General features: G+C 70.6%; 14 protein-coding genes. 8 read left to right on the top strand and 6 right to left on the bottom strand.

Annotated elements, in window-relative coordinates; translation table 11 throughout:
• Positions 1 to 162 precede the first annotated feature (162 nt).
• Positions 163 to 1050: an esterase/lipase family protein gene (locus ACIOHC_RS14350; protein ID WP_401842881.1), complete on the top strand. Its 888-nt coding sequence runs from the start codon at positions 163 to 165 to the stop codon at positions 1048 to 1050.
• A 115-nt stretch (positions 1051 to 1165) separates the two neighbouring features.
• Positions 1166 to 2713 (top strand): trifunctional class I SAM-dependent methyltransferase/NUDIX hydrolase/VOC family protein, encoded by a 1548-nt coding sequence (locus ACIOHC_RS14355; protein ID WP_351074813.1) that lies wholly within the window; start codon positions 1166 to 1168, stop codon positions 2711 to 2713.
• Positions 2714 to 2888: 175 nt separating this feature from the next.
• Here the strand turns inward: ACIOHC_RS14355 and ACIOHC_RS14360 are convergent, their stop codons facing one another.
• Positions 2889 to 4316, bottom strand: a complete 1428-nt coding sequence (locus tag ACIOHC_RS14360; protein ID WP_351074814.1) for an amidase — start codon at positions 4314 to 4316, stop codon at positions 2889 to 2891.
• A gap of 71 nt (positions 4317 to 4387) precedes the next feature.
• Positions 4388 to 5839 carry an APC family permease gene (locus ACIOHC_RS14365; protein ID WP_365690901.1) on the bottom strand — a complete coding sequence of 484 codons (1452 nt, stop codon included), beginning with the start codon at positions 5837 to 5839 and terminating at the stop codon, positions 4388 to 4390.
• Positions 5840 to 6009: 170 nt separating this feature from the next.
• On the opposite strand from ACIOHC_RS14365, the gene ACIOHC_RS14370 reads away from it, so the two are divergent.
• Both ACIOHC_RS14370 and ACIOHC_RS14375 read left to right on the top strand, forming a co-directional pair.
• On the top strand, positions 6010 to 6726 hold the full coding sequence (locus tag ACIOHC_RS14370; protein ID WP_351074818.1) for a TetR/AcrR family transcriptional regulator: 717 nt from the start codon (positions 6010 to 6012) through the stop codon (positions 6724 to 6726).
• A gap of 207 nt (positions 6727 to 6933) precedes the next feature.
• Positions 6934 to 8328 (top strand): NAD(P)/FAD-dependent oxidoreductase, encoded by a 1395-nt coding sequence (locus ACIOHC_RS14375; protein WP_401842883.1) that lies wholly within the window; start codon positions 6934 to 6936, stop codon positions 8326 to 8328.
• 336 nt (positions 8329 to 8664) lie between these two features.
• Here ACIOHC_RS14375 and htpG read toward each other — a convergent pair whose 3' ends face one another.
• The 3 genes from htpG to ACIOHC_RS14390 all read right to left on the bottom strand — a co-directional run bounded on the left by htpG (position 8665) and on the right by ACIOHC_RS14390 (position 12240).
• Complete coding sequence (gene htpG / locus ACIOHC_RS14380) at positions 8665 to 10605, bottom strand: molecular chaperone HtpG (protein WP_351074821.1); 1941 nt, start codon at positions 10603 to 10605, stop codon at positions 8665 to 8667.
• Between the two features lie 239 nt (positions 10606 to 10844).
• Entirely contained in the window at positions 10845 to 11339 is a 495-nt protein-coding gene (locus tag ACIOHC_RS14385) for a DUF402 domain-containing protein (protein WP_351074823.1), read from the bottom strand.
• Positions 11320 to 12240 (bottom strand): GNAT family N-acetyltransferase, encoded by a 921-nt coding sequence (locus tag ACIOHC_RS14390; RefSeq protein WP_351074825.1) that lies wholly within the window; start codon positions 12238 to 12240, stop codon positions 11320 to 11322. The genes ACIOHC_RS14385 and ACIOHC_RS14390 overlap by 20 nt, the downstream gene beginning before the upstream one ends.
• A 70-nt stretch (positions 12241 to 12310) precedes the next feature.
• Here ACIOHC_RS14390 and ACIOHC_RS14395 point away from each other — a divergent pair, with 70 nt between their 5' ends.
• Entirely contained in the window at positions 12311 to 12688 is a 378-nt protein-coding gene (locus ACIOHC_RS14395; protein ID WP_351074827.1) for a GntR family transcriptional regulator, read from the top strand.
• A 125-nt stretch (positions 12689 to 12813) separates the two neighbouring features.
• Here ACIOHC_RS14395 and ACIOHC_RS14400 read toward each other — a convergent pair whose 3' ends face one another.
• Positions 12814 to 13908: a DUF5925 domain-containing protein gene (locus tag ACIOHC_RS14400; RefSeq protein WP_389637177.1), complete on the bottom strand. Its 1095-nt coding sequence runs from the start codon at positions 13906 to 13908 to the stop codon at positions 12814 to 12816.
• Between the two features lie 224 nt (positions 13909 to 14132).
• Here ACIOHC_RS14400 and ACIOHC_RS14405 point away from each other — a divergent pair, with 224 nt between their 5' ends.
• The 3 genes from ACIOHC_RS14405 to ACIOHC_RS14415 all read left to right on the top strand — a co-directional run bounded on the left by ACIOHC_RS14405 (position 14133) and on the right by ACIOHC_RS14415 (position 16303).
• On the top strand, positions 14133 to 14942 hold the full coding sequence (locus ACIOHC_RS14405; protein WP_351074831.1) for an SGNH/GDSL hydrolase family protein: 810 nt from the start codon (positions 14133 to 14135) through the stop codon (positions 14940 to 14942).
• 270 nt (positions 14943 to 15212) lie between these two features.
• Positions 15213 to 15476: a hypothetical protein gene (locus ACIOHC_RS14410; RefSeq protein WP_351074833.1), complete on the top strand. Its 264-nt coding sequence runs from the start codon at positions 15213 to 15215 to the stop codon at positions 15474 to 15476.
• 218 nt (positions 15477 to 15694) lie between these two features.
• The gene (locus tag ACIOHC_RS14415) at positions 15695 to 16303 is read left to right on the top strand and encodes a TetR/AcrR family transcriptional regulator (protein ID WP_351074835.1); all 609 of its coding nucleotides are present in this window, start codon (positions 15695 to 15697) and stop codon (positions 16301 to 16303) included.
• The last annotated feature ends 5 nt before the right edge of the window (positions 16304 to 16308 follow it).

A 16308-nucleotide genomic window follows, 5' to 3' on the forward strand; every position in this document is an offset into this window, starting at 1 on the left:
TGTTGACGAACGCTCAGTTTTTGCCGACGCGTAACTTCCCACGCCACCCTACTCGTGCGTAATTTGGCATGAGCACATAGAAATGCAGCAGTCTGAACTTGTGGTCCGGGCCGCAGGGCGCACCGACATCGCAACTCCCTTGAGCCGCAAGGAGACCACACGATGCTGCCCCGGAACCGTGCGCCGCGCACCCCACGTGCGCGGAGAACCCTCGCCGCACTGCTCCTCGCCGTCGCCGCAGTCGCCACCCCCACGGCCACTGCCGCTGCGGCCACCCCCACCGTCGCCACCTCCCGTGGCTGGAACGACTACTCCTGCAAGCCCTCCGCAGCCCACCCCCGCCCCGTCGTCCTGGTCCACGGAACCTTCGGGAACTCGGTCGACAACTGGCTGGTCCTCGCCCCCTATCTCGTCAACCGGGGCTACTGCGTCTACTCGCTGGACTACGGGCAGCTGCCCGGCGTGCCTCTCTTCAACGGCCTGGGCCCGATCGACAAGTCGGCCGGCCAGCTCGCCGCATTCGTCGACAGGGTGCTCGCCTCCACCGGGGCGTCCGAGGCGGATCTCGTCGGGCACTCCCAGGGCGGCATGATGCCCAACTACTACCTGAAGTTCCTCGGAGGGGCCGCGAAGGTGAACGCCATGATCGGGATCGCGCCCGACAACCACGGCACCACCCTCCTCGGCCTGACGAAACTGCTGCCGTACTTCCCGGGAGCGGAGGACCTGCTGAACGCCAACACGCCGGGTCTCGCCGACCAGGTGGCGGGCTCTGCCTTCATCACCAAGCTCAACGCGGGCGGCGACACCGTGCCCGGCGTGCGCTACACGGTCATCGCGACCAGGTACGACGAGGTCGTGACCCCGTACCGCACGCAGTTCCTGGACGGGCCGAACGTACGCAACGTCCTGCTCCAGGACCTGTGCCCGGTCGATCTCTCCGAGCACGTGGCGATCGGCACCGTCGACCGGATCGCCTACCACGAGGTGGCGAACGCCCTGGATCCGGCCCACGCCACCCCCACCACCTGCGCCTCGGTCATCGGCTAGGTCTTTCGTTCGGATCAGAGCGGAACCAGGAGACGCCCCGCCCGTGGAACCCCGGGCGGGGCGTCCTTCCGGCGGGCGGGCCGCCGCTGTCGGTGGCGGATGGCACGATCGACCCATGACGACGATCGACTGGGACTCCGCTGCCGACTCCTTCGACGAGGAGCCCGACCACGGGCTGCTCGATCCGGCGGTCCGGCACGCCTGGGCGCGGCGGCTGGAGAGCTGGCTGCCCGGCGAGCGTTCCGAGGTGCTCGACCTGGGGTGCGGCACCGGAAGCCTTGCCCTGCTCGTCGCCGGGCAGGGGCACCGGGTCACCGCCGTCGACCGGTCGCCGCGCATGGTGGAGCAGGCACGGGTCAAACTCGCCGGGACCGGCACCGGGGTGCACCTCGGAGACGCGTCCCAACCACCGGTCGGCAAGCAGCAGTTCGATGTGATCGTGGTCCGGCATGTGGTGTGGCTGCTGCCCGATCCGGGGGCGGCCCTGCGCCACTGGTTCACCCTGCTGCGCCCCGGCGGGCGGCTGATCCTGATCGAGGGCGTCTGGGGCGGAGTCGGCCTCTCCGCCGAGCGGCTGACCGGACTGCTCTCCGAGCTCACCGAGCGCATCCACCACGAGCCGCTCTCCGACGATCCGGCCCTGTGGGGCAAGCGGGTCGACGACGAGCGGTACGCCCTGGTGGCCCGCGCCGAACCGCCGCGGCGGCACACCGAGGTCGTCGATGTGCATCTGATCCTCCGCCGCGGCCCCGACGTCCTGCTCGCCCGCCGGGCCGGCACGGGTTACGCGGACGGGCTGTTCAACGGTCCGTCCGGACACGTGGAGGACGGTGAGGACGTCCGCGAGGCGATGATCCGCGAGGCCGCCGAGGAGATCGGCGTCGAGCTCGGTCCGGACGAGCTGCGGGTCGCCCTCGTCATGCAGCACCGCGGTCCCGGCGGCAGCCCGCGGACCGGCTGGTTCTTCGAGGCGGAGTACGACCCCGCCCGCCCGCCGTACAACCGCGAACCGGACAAGTGCTCCGAGCTGGCCTGGTTCCCGCTGAACGCCCTCCCGGACGACATCGTCGCCTACTGCCGGGCGGGGCTCGACGGCTACCGCGCGGGGGAACACTTCCTGATCCACTGGCACGAGGACGGCGACACCGTCGCGTACCAGCCGCACGGCATCCGCCGCGCCGTCCCGCTGCCGGCCGGCGGGGCCCGCACCGGAGGGGTGCACCACATCGAACTGTGGGTGCCCGACCTGCCGACGGCCGAGCGGGGGTGGGGCTGGCTGCTCGGCGAGCTGGGTCATGTCCCGTACCAGCGCTGGGAGAACGGACGGAGCTGGCGGCGCGGCGACACCTATGTGGTGGTCGAGCAGTCACCCGATCTGACCGGGCAGACGCACGATCGCCGCCGCCCCGGGCTCAACCATCTGGCGTTCCACGTCCGCGACCGCGCCACCCTCGACGCACTGGTGGCCGGGGCACCCGAACACGGCTGGCGGCCACTCTTCCCGGACCGCTACCCGCACGCGGGCGGCGACGGGCACACCGCCGCCTATCTGGAGGATGCGGCGGGGTACGAGGTGGAGCTGGTCGCAGGCGTCCCGCCGACCCGCCCGGAGCCGGAGGCCCCGGCGCCGCACACCGACGTATGGGCGTGGCGCCGGGACTGAAAGGGCGTTCGGCTCCGGTTCGGAGCGACTTCGCGCAGCCCACGACGCGGGACGGCGGCAGCCTCGGCAGACCGGGTCCCGCACCGGTGGCGGGTCGACCTCGAAGAGCGGGCGGCGACTTGTCCGGCCCCCGCGAAGAGCACCCGGTCCCCGGTGCCAGCGGCCTGACGCCATGTCAGAGCACCGGGACACTGCTCCAGGGCCGGACGGCCTCGATCGCCGCCGCGACACGGAACACCGTGGCGTCGTCGTAGGTGCGTCCGACGACCTGCACCCCCGTCGGTACTCCGGTCGACGCGAAACCGGACGGCACGCTCAGCACGGGGCATCGGCTGGCGATGTTGAACGCCGTGGTCATCGCGGATTCCAGGTAGAAGTCCAGTTCGACGCCGTTGATCACGACCTTGGCCGAGAGGTGGTCGTCGTCCGCCCTGAGCGCCGGGACGGCGGTCGTCGGGCACAGCAGGACGTCGTAGCGGTCCAGCAGCACACCGAGCGTCGTCTGCACCGCGGCTTCGATTTCGAGGCCCTGCAGGAAGCTGCCGGGCTCGCGGACGGCCTCGGCTGCCCGCCGGGCGAAGTCGAGCGCGTACGTGGTGAGCCGGTCGCCGTGCTCGGCGGCGACCGAGGCGATGTAGGGGCCGAAGATCGAGCCGAAGTGGATCATCGATGCCCGCATCACGTCCGCCCGCATGATGGGGACCTCCACCTCCTCGACGACGGCACCGGCCGCGCGCAGCGCCTTTGCGACCGCGCGGGTGTTGGCCTCGACCTCGGGATCGACCGGCCAGTCCCCGAGGGTGACCGAAAGCGCCACCCGCAGGCCTTCGGCGCTCTCGAACCGCTCGGGCAGGACGAGTTCGGACCGCAGCGAGACGGCGTCCAACGGGTGGGGCCCCGCGATGACGTTCTCCAACAGGGCACAGTCGGCGACGGTGCGTGCCATCGGGCCGTCGTGGCAGTACGTGTCGAGGTTGAACGGCGTCATCGCCGGCACACGCCCGTAAGGCGGCTTGAAGCCGACCGTGCCCGTGCACGAAGCGGGGATGCGGATCGAGCCGCCGATGTCGGAGCCGGTCGCGAGCGTCGTCTCACCCGCCGCGAGTGCGGCGCCCGCGCCGCCCGAGGAGCCGCCCGGGGTGAACTCCGGGTTCCACGGGTTGCGTGTGACGCCCCACAGCCGTGATTGCGTGTATCCCGCGCAACTGAACTCCGGGGTCGTGGTCCGGGCGTGCACGATGCCGCCGGCGGCCTGGACCCGCTCGATCACCGGGTGCGTCTGCTCGGCGATCTCCCCCTGGAAGGCCAGGGAGCCGTCCGTGATGAGACGGCCCGCGATGGGCTGTTCCTCCTTCGTCGCGACGGCGAGGCCCTCCAGGGCGCGAGGTGCCTCGCCCTTGCCCCCGTACCGGGCCTCGGCCTCGCGGGCAGCGGCGAGTGCCTCCTCGAAGGTCTGCTCGGCAAGGGCGTTGACCTTCGGCTCGACGGCTTCGGCACGCGCGATGATCGCGGTCATCAGCTCGACCGGCGACAGGGAGCGGTCACGGAAGCGGCGCAGGGCCTCGGCGGCCGGCAGATGGGCGAGGTCGGTGAGGTCGGTCATGTGAGGGTCCCTGGTGATGAATCAGAGGAATCGGACGAGTCGGGTGGGTGCGCGGCGCCGTGTTCGCCGGGTCAGACGGCGGTGCTGAGTTCGCCGTCGACGGTGGCGTCGCGGGTAGGGGTGAAGTAGGGCGACCGGTGGTGCCAGCGGGCCCACGCGGCGGCCAGCAGTCCGGAGCCGATCATCAGGACCGGGACGAGCAGCGCGAACCAGCCGTTGTCGGCGGAGACTTCGAAGTGATCGGCGGAGCGGTAGAAGGTCCAGGCGAGGTAGCCGCCGGTGGCGAGCAGCGCGAGCGCGCCCAGCACCGGTCCGACGACAGCGCGCAGGGCCTCCAGCGGCGACGTGCGCAGCAGGTGGCGGAAGCGCACCGCGGCGGCCGCGGCGGTGAGGGCGTAGTAGAGGGCGACGACGATGCCGATCGCGTTGACGGCGGCGAAGATCAAGTCGTTGACGGTGGGGATGACCAGCGCCATCGCGGCGAGGACCAGAGCGATCGCGGTGATCAGCAGGGTGCCGACGGCGGGGGTCCCGTGCCTGGGGTGCAGCCGCGTCCAGACGGGGCCGAGAACGCCGTCGCGGCCCATCGCGTACATCCCACGGGCGGTGGGGATGACCGAGGCCTGGAGCGAGGCGACCGCGGAGAACATGAGGGCGATGAGCGGCAGCGCGGCCAGCGGCTGCTCGGCGAGCTTCATACCGAAGTAGGCGAGTCCTTGAGCGCCGTTGTCGGCCAGTTCGTCCAGTGGCAGGACCCGTTGGAAGGCGGTTCCGGCGAGCAGGAAGAGGAGCAGCATGACGGTCAGGGCGATGAACCCGCCACGGGAGGCGTCCCGCGGGTCGCTGACCTCTTCTCCGACGCTGAAGACCGACTCGAAGCCCCAGTAGCAGAAGACCGCGAGCACCATGCCCTGGGCGAGGGCCGCTGCTGATGGGATGTCGAAGGGGTTGAACCACTGGAGCGAGAAGGGCTGGTCCCCGGCGAACAGGCCATAGCCGCAGAAGGCGAGCAGCACGCCGTACTCGAAGATCAGCAGGTACTTCTGCAGACGTGCCGCGAGGTCGAGCCCGCGAACGGCGACCAGCGCGGCGGCGACCAGGACGGCCATGCCGAGCAGGGTGGACTGGAGGGTGGAGTCCGGATCGAGGGAGAGGCCGGCGACGCTGTGGACGGAGGCCTGGCCGAGGAGCTGGATGGTCGCCGAGCCCGTCACAGTCGTGGTGTAGGCCATGAACACGATGGTGCCGACGACGTTGACCCATCCGATCAGGAATCCCAGCCAGGGACTGAAGATGTGGCCGACCCACTTGTAGCTGCTGCCGGCGTTGGGATCGACGCGGTTGAGCCGCCCGTATCCGCCGGCTATGCCGAGCACGGGCAGGAAGGCCAGCAGCATGATCGCCGGCAGGTGCAGGCCGACGATGCTCGCCATCAGACCGAGCCCGATGCCGATACTGCTGGTCGCCGCGGTGCTCGACGCGGCGAGGACGATGCCGTCGACGACGCCGATGGACTTCCGCATCGCGGCCTGTGGGGCCTGGACGCTGCTCCTCGGCGTGCTGCTTGCACTTTTCACTGGTACCACCAACGGTCGTCGCCTCGCTCGGGGAAGGTGGCCGGAGGGTCCGGATGGCAGGCCATGAAACCGTTGCCCTCTTCACACGTCAATGCTGTTGTCATAAGCTCCCCGCCATGAATGAGCGTGTGGTTCCGGAACCGCAGCGGCGGCGCAGAAGGCCGACGAAGCAGGGCACGGTACTGTCCGAGCGGATCATCGTGGAGACGGCCCTGCGGCTGGTCGGTCAGCATGGTGCGGAGGCGCTGACGGTCCGGCGGCTGGGAGCAGCTCTGGGCGCCGACCCCAGTGCGCTCTACCGGTACTTCCGCAACACCGACGACCTGCTGCTCGCGATCGCCGACGAGCTCATCGGCCGTGCGCAGCACGGCTGGAAGTCCACCGGCGAGTGGCGTACCGACCTGTGCGAGCTGGGTCTGCGCGTCCATGCCTCGTACCAGGCGCATCCGCAGGCCGCCCTGCTGGCGGCGCACCGGACGACCGGGCGGGACAACGAGATGCGGGCCGTGGAGATGATCCTCGGCGTGCTGCGGTCGGCGGGCTTCCGGGACGGGGAGGCGGTGCGGATCTATCACTCCTTCGTGGACCAGGCGCTCGCCTTCGCGGCCCTGGACGCGGCGGCGCTCGCCCTGCCGGCTCCCGCGCAGGCGGCCGATCTCCAGGTGTGGCAGGACCGCTACGGCCGCCTGGACGCGAGCTCCCATCCCCACATCGCCGCCACCGCGCAGCTGCTGGCGACCGACATGATGCTCAGTGGCTATCCGTTCGCGCTGGAGCTGCTGCTCGACGCCGTCGAAGCGAGGCTGCCCCGGGCGGGCCGGGCGGCCGACTGAGCCCGGGCCGGGTGCTCGCGCCACGCGGCCCGCCCGGACACGGGCCGGGCGGGAACGGGCCGGGATCCTGGCCGCGCCGGCCTCCGTTCCGGGTGAGCCGCGGCGCCACGAGGCTTACGTCAACGGCGTTGACACACTTCTCGGGGTGGCGTCTGATGGCGGGACCCATAGGTCCAGCCGCACAACGAACCACCCGAGGAGTCCTCCATGGATCCCGTCCACGCGCTCCGGGATGCCTGCCCCACCCCGTTCTGGCTGGACGACCCCGGTCGCCCGCAGGCCACATCGGCCCTGGTCGGCGACACCTGCTGCGATCTGCTCGTGGTCGGTGGTGGCTACAGCGGCCTGTGGACCGCTCTGATCGCCAAGGAGCGCGACCCCTCCCGTGACGTCGTCCTGATCGAAGGCGAGGAGATCGGCTGGGCCGCGTCCGGGCGCAACGGCGGATTCTGCGAGTCCAGCCTCACCCACGGTCTGGGCAATGGCTTCGAGCGCTGGCCCGACGAGCTTGCCGAGCTGGAACGGCTCGGCATCCGGAACCTCCAGGCGATCGAGGACACGATCAAGGGTTACGGCATCGAATGCGACTGGGAGCGCACCGGCGCACTCAACGTGGCGACCGAGCCGTACCAGGTCGACGACCTGCACGAGATGGCCGCGCTCGCCGCCCGCTACGGCTCCGAGCAGACGGTGCTCGACGCCGACCAGACCCGCGCCGAGATCAACTCACCGACCTTCCTGGGGGCGCTCCGGGACGACGAGGGCACGGCGATGCTCAACCCCGCACGTCTCGCATGGGGCCTCAAGCAGGTCTGTCTGGACCTCGGCGTACGCATCCACGAGCGCACCCGGGCGACGGCCGTCGAGGAGATCGGCCCAGGGATCACGGTGCGCACGCCGTACGGACGCGTCCTGGCCGACCGGGTCGCCCTCGCGACCAACGCCTTCCCCTCCCTGGTCAAGCGGCACCGCCTCTACACCGTCCCCGTGTACGACTACGCGCTGATGACGGAGCCGCTGACGGACGAACAGCTCGCCTCCGTCGGCTGGTACAACCGGCAGGGATTCTCCGACGCCGCCAACCAGTTCCACTACGTGCGGCTCTCGACCGACAACCGCATCCTGTGGGGCGGCTACGACACCCTCTACCACTACCGGGGCCGGGTGCGTGCCGAGCACGACCAGCGGCCGGAGACGTTCGCCACCCTGGCCCGGCACTTCTTCCGGACCTTCCCGCAACTGGAAGGGCTGCGCTTCACCCACGCCTGGGGCGGCGCGATCGACACCTGCACCCGCTTCTCCGCGTTCTTCGACACCACTCACCGGGGCCGGGTCGCCTTCGCGGCCGGATTCACCGGTCTCGGCGTGGGCGCGACCCGCTTCGGTGCCGAGGTGATGCTCGACCTGCTGGCGGGCGAGTGCACCGAGCGGACCCGACTGGAGATGGTGCGGCGCAAGCCCCTTCCGTTTCCGCCGGAACCGGTCCGATGGGCGGGAATCCAGGCCACCAGATGGTCTCTCGCCCGCGCGGACGAGAACTCCGGGCGACGCAACCTCTGGCTCAAGACCCTCGACCGGCTCGGCCTCGGCTTCGGAAGCTGATGTCCCGCCGTCCGGTCGAGGTTGTTCCCCGGACGAGTCGGACCATTCGCTCCGGCCGGTGATCCGGTCGGGGCGGATGCCTGGCCCGACCGGCGAGGCACCCCGGCGCCCTCGGTGCGCGCCCCCGTGCGGATCGCCGGCCGGGCCTCATCCCGTCGGACGCGTACCGCCTCGGCGTTCTGCTCGACGGTCCGCCTGTCCGGGCGCCGGGAGGGCCGGAGCCCGGTGGCGCAGGGGCCTGACCGCCCCTGCGACCACGGGACATCCCTCAGGGCCTGCCCGGCCCTGATCCCCCGGACGGGCCCCGGAGGCTGTCCGGGGCGTCATGGCCTCGGCTCACAGGGTGCGCTCCAGGCGGTCGGCCATCAGCCTGACGAATCGCGACGGGTCGCCGAGTTCGCCGCCCTCGGCCAGCAGCGCCAGGTCGTGGAGGAGCTCGGTCGTCTCCTCCAGGCCGGTGCCGGACTCCTCGCTCTTCTCGGAGTGCGCCCGCCTGAGGCCGCTGACCAGTGGGTGCTCCGGGTTGAGTTCGAGGATGCGCTTGACGTGCGGGACGGGCTGGCCCATGGCGCGGTACATGTTCTCCAGCGCCGGTGTCACGTCGTGCGTGTCCGAGACGATGCAGGCGGGCGAGACGGTGAGGCGCGAGGAGAGCCGTACCTCCTTCACGGTCCCGCTCAGCCGGTCCGTCATCCAGGCGAGCAGATCCGCGTACTCCTGCTGCCGGTTCTCGCGCTCGGTCGCGGCCTCCTTCTTCTCCTCCTCGGTACCGAGGTCGACCTCGCCCTTGGCGACGGACCGCAACTGCTTGCCGTCGAACTCGGGTTCCGCCTCGACCCACACCTCGTCGACGGGATCGGTCAGCAGCAGCACCTCGACGCCCTTGGCCCGGAACGCCTCCATGTGCGGGGAGTTCTCGATGGCCTGCCGGGACTCACCCGTGAGGTAGTAGATGTGCTCCTGGCCGTCCTCCATCCGTTCCACGTACTGCCGCAGCGTGGTCGGCTCGTCCTTGTCGTGGGTCGTGGCGAAGGAGGCGACGCCGAGGATGGCGTCGCGGTTCTCGAAGTCGCTCAGCAGCCCCTCCTTGAGGACGCGGCCGAACTCCCGCCAGAACGTGGCGTAGCGCTCCGGGTCGGCGGACATCATGTCCTTGACCGTCGACAGCACCTTCTTCGCCAGACGCCGGTGCATCAGCTGGATCTGGCGGTCCTGCTGGAGGATCTCGCGCGACACGTTGAGTGACAGGTCCTGCGCGTCGACGACACCCTTCACGAAGCGCAGGTACGGCGGCATCAGCGCTTCGCAGTCGTCCATGATGAAGACGCGCTTCACATAGAGCTGGATGCCGCGCTTGTACCCCTGCATGAAGAGGTCCTGGGGCGCGTGCGACGGGATGAAGAGCAGTGCCTGGTACTCGAAAGTGCCCTCCGCCTGCAGCCGGATGGTTTCGAGCGGAGCGATCCAGTCGTGGCTGATGTGCTTGTACAGCTCGTGGTACTCGTCGTCCGTGACCTCGTCGCGCGAGCGTGCCCAGAGGGCCTTCATCGAGTTCAGGGTCTCGGGCTCGCGCGGGGCGTCGCCGTCGGCCCCCTCGACGGGCTTCGCGGTGTCGTCGGAGGCGGTCTCCGCGGCCATGCGGACGGGCCACGTGATGAAGTCCGAATACCGCTTGACGATTTCCCTGATCTTCCACGGGGAGGTGTAGTCGTAGAGCCGGTCGTCGGCGTCCTCGGGCTTGAGCCGCAGCGTGACCGCGGTGCCCTGGGGGGCGCTGTCGACGGTCTCGATCGTGTACGTGCCCTCGCCGCTCGACGTCCAGCGCGTGCCCTGGCTCTCGCCCGCGCGCCGGGTCAGCAGCGTGACCTCGTCGGCCACCATGAAGCTGGAGTAGAAACCGACACCGAACCGGCCGATCAGCCCTTCGGCCGCGGCGGTGTCCTCGGCCTCCTTGAGTTCCCGCAGGAACTTCGCCGTGCCGGAGTTGGCGATGGTCCCGATCAGCTGGACGACTTCGTCGTGCGACATGCCGATGCCGTTGTCCCGCACGGTCAGCGTGCGGGACTGCTTGTCGGTCTCGATGTCGATGTGGAGGTCGGACACGTCGGCGCCGAGCGAGTCGTCGCGGAGTGCTTCGAGTCGCAGCTTGTCGAGCGCGTCGGAGGCGTTGGAGACGAGTTCGCGCAGGAACACGTCCTTGTTCGAGTAGATCGAGTGGATCATCATCTGCAGAAGCTGGCGCGCTTCCACCTGAAACTCGAACGTCTCAGTCGGCATAATCCGTGATTCCTTCTCAGGTCACCGGGTGGGGAACTGGCCTGAGTACTTTAGTTCAACCGGTGATCACGGAAGCCGTCCCCGGCCAGTGGGCATGGGGGCGGGAGCGAATCCCGGACCCACCGCCGGGCACGGGGCGCACTCCACGGCCCCGTGCCCGGCGGGCCGCCACGGCCGGGGTGCCGACCGCCCGGGGTCCCGGCGGCGGGAACTCCGGCGGACGGACGGGGCTCCGTGCGTCAGGCCAGCAGCGCCGCGAGACCCTCCGTGCGTGCCAGGTGTTCCAGTTCGTCCAGTGCCCGGCGGGCCGCCCCGGCCGCCGCCGGATCGCGTTCGGCGAGCCCGCTCTCCTCGAACTCGTCCTCGTCCAGCCGGAGCACGGACGAACCGTCCGCCGACACCCACAGGTCCAGGTCCAGATCCTCGACCAGGAGCTCCCCGTCCCGCAGCACGGCGGGGCGGGTGATGTCGCAGTACCAGCCCTTGAGCCCGCCCGTGCCGCCACGGACCTCCTTCACGGCGAACCAGCGGTCGCGCCAGTAGTGCTCGGTGAACACGTCCCCCGGCTCGAACCGTACGAAGCCGAAGTCGCGGACCCCCGGTGCCGCCCAGGGCGCACGCACCGTCACCCGGGTGCCGTCGTCGCGGACCACGTCCGCCGGATAGCGGATCTTGGTCCGTCCGGCCTTCACCAGGGCGACCACCAACGCGGTCTCAGCCGAGCTTGCGGACATGGCGCACCTCCGTAGCGCAGATTTCGTAGCCGAACCATCGGTTGACGGCCAGCATCGGACCGTTGTCCGCGTCATTGCCGGTGTACGCGTCCGTGTATCCGGCGGCGCGCGCCCGGTGCAGCGAGTCGTTCTTGGCGAGCCTGGCAAGGCCCCGGTTGCGGTACGCCCGGCGGGTTCCGGTCATCCCCGACATGTAGCGGGTCAGTCCGTCGGTCTGCGCCGCGCTGAACGCCGCCACTTCCCCGTCCACCATCGCGACCGAGGTGAGCTCGTGGTCGAGCGCGGGGTTGCGCCAGGTGTGATTCAGCCAGTCCTCGTAGTCGGACAGTTCCATCGGGGTGTCGCTCGGCTCGTCGGCCGTGGTCTCGGCGTCCGCCTCGAAGAGCGGGCGCGGGTCGTCCGCGAAGTCGGCGGCGGTCCGCAGCTCGACGCCCCGCGGCAGCTCCTGACGGGGCGGCAGCGCCCCGTGCGCCAGGTCGAGATGGAGGAAGTGGGCCGAGCGGCCGGCCGTGTAGCCGCGCTTCTCCGCGAAGGCGCGGTTCGACGGGGTGTCGAGCACCCAGGTGTGGATCGCGAGCGCGCCCTCCCGTGCCAGATACTCCTCGGCCGTGCTCAGCAGCAACCCACCGGCCCCGCGCCCGGTGCGATCCGGATGCGTGTACGGGTTGAAGAACGCCTGGCCGGGTTCGGGGCTGTCGTGGACGAGGCCGACCTGCGCGGTCCCGATGAGCTCCCCGTCCTCCTCGGCGACCAGCAGCCGGTAGCGCTTGCCGGGATGGGCGCAGGACAGATCGCAGGCGACCAGCTCGGGAGTCGTCACGATGTAGGGCAGTGCGGCACGCCGGACCCGCACCCAGGCCTCGGCATCGGCGGGCAGGAAGTCGCGAACGAGGACAGTCATGGGCCGGACGTTACGCGTGGGCACGCGCGGTCCGCCGCTGATTTTCCGGCCGGTGGGGGAGAATCGGGGCGTGACCCTGAAGATCGCCCTTGATCCGGACGCCGATACCGCCCCGTACGAGCAACTGCGCACGCAGATCTCCGAGCTGGCCCGCTCCGGCGCGCTGCCCGTCGGCTTCAGACTTCCGACCGTACGTGGCTTCGCCGAGGAGCTCGGCCTCGCCGCGAACACCGTGGCCAAGGCGTACCGGGCCCTGGAGACCGACGGGGTGATCGAGACCCGTGGGCGCAACGGCACGTTCATCGCCGCCGCCGGGGACGCGGCGGACCGTCATGCGGCGGCCGCCGCTCAGGAATACGCGGAGCAGGCCCGGCGGCTGGGCCTGTCGCGGGCCGAGGCGCTGTCCCTGGCCGAGGACGCGGTGCGGGCGGCGTACGCGACACGTTGATCCGTTGCCGTTGCCGTTGCCGTTGCCGTTGCCGGGGCCGACCGGTGGCGGGTCTGCCCTCGGTCGCCGGTCCCGCTCGGTCCTCCGGCCCGTCAGCGGCGGCTGAGGGCGGCGGGCCACCGGGCTCAGAGGTACAGCCCCGCGTCCGCGCCTGAATCCTGCTTCGGCACCGACGCGGGACCGCTGCCGCGCCGCAGCGCGTACAGCTCGGCGAGTGTGGCGCCCTCGCGGCCGAGCCCTTCCTCCGTACCCAGCCAGCCCACCGCCTCCTTGCGGGTGAGCGGGCCCACCTCGATCCTGGCGAGACAGCGGCCGGGCCTGACCACCGCCGGGTGGAGCCGCTCCAGGTCCTCGTTGGTGGTGACACCCACCAGCACGTTGCGTCCCTGGCCCAGCAGACCGTCGGTGAGGTTCAGCAGCCTGGAGAGCGCCTGGCCCGCCGTGTGTCTGGCCTCGCCGCGGATCAACTCGTCGCAGTCCTCCAGGAGCAGCAGCCGCCAGCGGCCCTTCGCCGTGCCGTCGTCCTCGCCGATGGCGATGTCCATCAGATAGCCGACGTCGTTGAAGAGCCGCTCCGGATCGAGCACGCAGTCGACCTGGCACCAGTCCCGCCACGAGCGTGCGAGGGTGCGCAGCGCGGAGGTCTTGCCGGTGCCGGGCGGACCGTGCAGCAGGAGCAGCCGGCCCGCGATGTCATCGGGGGTGACCTTCATCAGCCGGCCCATGGCATCGGCCACGGGCGCGGTGTAGTTGGCGCGGACCTCGTCCCAGGCGCCGGCGGCGATCTGCCGGGTGGTGCGGTACGGGCCGCGGCGCGGGGACACGTACCAGAAACCCATCGTCACGTTCTCGGGCTGCGGCTCGGGTTCGTCCCTCGCACCGTCCGTCGCCTGGCCGAGGATCTTCCGGGCCAGCTCCGCGCTGGTGGCGGTGACCGTGACGTCGGCGCCGCGGTTCCACCGCGAGACGAGCAGCGTCCAGCCGTCGCCCTCGGCCAGCGTGGCGCTGCGGTCGTCGTCGCGCGCGGCACGCAGCACCTCGGCCGCCGGAGGCAGCAGGGTCGCCCCGGCCTTGACGCGATCCAGGGAGGAGCTGTGCGAGTACGGCTGCTCGCCCGTCGCGAAGCGGCCGAGGAACAGCGCGTCGACGACGTCGGACGGGGAATCGCTGTCGTCGACGGTGAGCCGGATCGGCAGAGCGGACTCGGGGTTGGCAGGCATGGCGCCCATGATCCGGCAAGGGAGCACCCGACGCACCCGGGTTTCACCACCTTCCTCCCCGCTTCGGACGCTCGGACAGCGGATCCGACGTGTCCTCAGGGGGACGCGGGGACCAACTCGTTGGACCAACTTGGCATGGACACTTCCGGTGGAGGTGCAGGTGCTGCTACCACGGACTCGGCAGACCAGGCGGAGATCCTGCCGGTCGGTCCAAGGGAGGTTCCATGAAGATGTCCAGACTCGTGGCGTTCTCGTCATCGGTCCTGCTCGGTGCCGTACTCGCGCTGACCGGAGCGGCCACCGCCGATGCCGCCTCGTCCGTCCAGGCCGTCGACTACGTCGCGCTCGGCGACTCGTACTCCTCGGGTGTCGGATCCGGCAGCTACGACAGCGCCAGCGGCGACTGCAAGCGCAGCACCAAGGCCTACCCCGCACTCTGGGCCGCCGCCAACTCGCCCTCGTCCTTCGCCTTCACCGCTTGCTCGGGTGCCCGCACGGGTGATGTCAAGGCCGGTCAGCTCGGCCCCCTGAACGCCTCGACCGACCTCGTCTCGATATCCATCGGCGGCAACGACGCGGGCTTCGCCGACGTCATGACCACCTGTGTCCTCCAGTCGGAGGCCACCTGCCTCAGCCGGATCGCCACGGCTCGCAGCTTTGTCGACACCACCCTGCCCGGCAACCTCGACTCGGTGTACTCGGCGATCCGCGCCAAGGCGCCGTCCGCCCGCGTCGTCGTCCTCGGGTACCCGCGCTTCTACAAGATCGGCGGCAGCTGCGTCGTCGGCCTGAGCGACAAGGTGCGTACCGCGATCAACGCTGCCGCCGACTACCTGAACGCGGCGACCGCCAAGCGTGCCGCCGACCACGGCTTCACCTACGCCGATGTCGCGGGGAAGTTCACCGGCCACGAGATCTGCTCCGGAGACGCCTGGCTGCACAGCCTCAACTGGCTCAACATCGGTGAGTCCTACCACCCCACCGCGGCCGGACAGTCGGGCGGCTATCTGCCCGCACTCAAATCGGCGGCCTGATCCACGCTCGCCACGCGCCGGGCCCGTCCGGCAGGCCGGCGGGCAGGAGACCCCCGTCCGCAGGGGTCTCCGTCCGGCAGGCGGGCGGTCCATCGTGGACGAATCACTTCCGTTCTGTCCAACTCGCCCTGGAATCGGGCGGATTCGGATGTCGGCCGTCAACCTCCGTATGTGTGTGCTCAATCCTGCGACCGGGATACACGGGTGTCGTCGCGGGGGGTTAGGGTTAACCTGCCCGGGCCGGGTGCCCTCGTACGGGTGGGGAGTGACATGGAACAGATAGCGATGCGCAGCAGGCCGCGTGTGCCTGCCATCACATGCGGAAGCAGTGCGACGAGCTCGCGCCTCGACCGCCATCTCGCGGTGCTCGGCGGCCCTGCCGTCCCGCAGCGGGAGACGGCGGAGGCGACACTGCTGATGCGCGAGCTCACCTCGCGCGACGCCGCCCACAGCCATCGGAGCAGGAGTGCGCGGGTCTCGCTCTTCGCGCCGCTGCGCCGACTGCGCCGCTCGCTCTTCGGCAGCCGCCACTGACCCGACGGCCCGTCACGGCCCCATCGGTCCACTGCTCGGGCTCCCCGGCCAGGCCGCCCGCTCGGGTGACCACACCGTCCCGGCACTGCGCTGCTGTCCGACCTCCCGTCATCCCCAGGGTCCGCAGCAGCGCTTCGGTGTGCTCGCCGAGGCATCCGGCCCATGCCGAGCGGTATGCCGAAATAATTCGGCACCGAAGTACTTACTAGACTGCTCGCATGCCCGAGAAGCGAGCCGCGCGCCTGAGCCCCGACGAACGAAGGGCCCAGCTGGTCGCCATCGGGCTCGACATGCTCGCCGACCGGTCACTGGACGAGCTCTCCACGGACGAGGTGGCGCGCCGCGCCGGTATCTCCCGGGGGCTGCTCTTCCACTACTTCGACTCCAAGCGTGACTTCTACCGCGCCGTCGTGCGGCAGGAGTGCGACGGCTTCGCCGCAGCCACGGAACCGGACTCCTCACTGGAGCCCGTCCCCTGGCTGCGGTCGTTCATCACCGGCTTCGTGGCGTACGTACTGGAGCACCGCAAGGTGTACCTCGCCCTGGTCCGCGGCGCCGCCGGCAGTCAGCCGGCGGCCGAGGACATCGTCGAGCGCACCAGAGGCATCCTCGCCCGGCGGGTGGAGGAGGCCCAGCGACGGCTCGGGATGCCGGACTCGCCGCGGCTGCCTGTGGCGGCCAGGGCCTGGATGGCGTTCGCCGAGGAGGCCGTCACCAGCTGGCCGTCCGGCGGGCCCGACGGTCCGGCGGAGCTCGGCGCCTTCCTGGAGTCGAGCTTCATCAGCCTGCTCGGCGCCCTGGACCGCCCCACCGCACTGCCGCATTGACCGCG

This window comes from Streptomyces sp. NPDC088252 (assembly GCF_044740965.1).
In the GTDB taxonomy this organism is placed as follows: Bacteria; Actinomycetota; Actinomycetes; order Streptomycetales; family Streptomycetaceae; genus Streptomyces.